Genomic DNA, 572 nt, shown 5'->3' with positions numbered 1-572 from the left:
TGGTGGCTCACTTTCTTCGACTATAGTCGTATCTGAGTTATTACATGTTGTGGTTACATTTGTTACTATAACTTCATAAGTACCTGCTTGGGTTGGCTCTAAACTGCTTCCTGTTTCTCCCGAAAGGCTTAATCCGTCTAATGACCACTCGAAAGCATATTGGGTTTCATCTAATCCTGTGTCTATGATTGGTGCGCTGACTACCTCTGACCCATTGGTATTGATACATAGTAAATAACTATCTTCTAAATCAAATTCTGGTAATGGATTTACTCGTAAGGTGATTTCGGCTGTATCATAACAGATTGAACTGTCTACCATGGTTCCGGTTCCATCGTCTACCATGGTGTCATTATCTACTCTTACATAAATAACTTGTGGGTTAACGATGTTTTCATACAATAATGGTAATGGATTGATTCCTGCATCTGCATCTGATTGTGACTCATAATAACTTACAATGTAGCTTAATGGGTCTTGTCCGTCTAATACTTCTTCGTTTAAACTTTCTAAATCAAATTGTACACTATCATTGGTGGTGTCTCCATCGGTTTCCATATTATCATCACATT

General features: G+C 37.6%; 1 pseudogene. It reads right to left on the bottom strand.

Features of this window, described 5'->3' with window-relative positions:
* A pseudogene (locus JAO71_RS15740) lies at positions 1-572 on the bottom strand (hypothetical protein); the annotation flags it as partial.

It is taken from the genome of Olleya sediminilitoris (assembly GCF_016785945.1).
Taxonomy (GTDB): Bacteria; Bacteroidota; Bacteroidia; order Flavobacteriales; family Flavobacteriaceae; genus Olleya; species Olleya sediminilitoris.
The sequence above is the reverse complement of the archived record's forward strand: the minus strand, read 5'-3'. Positions and strand labels throughout refer to the sequence as shown.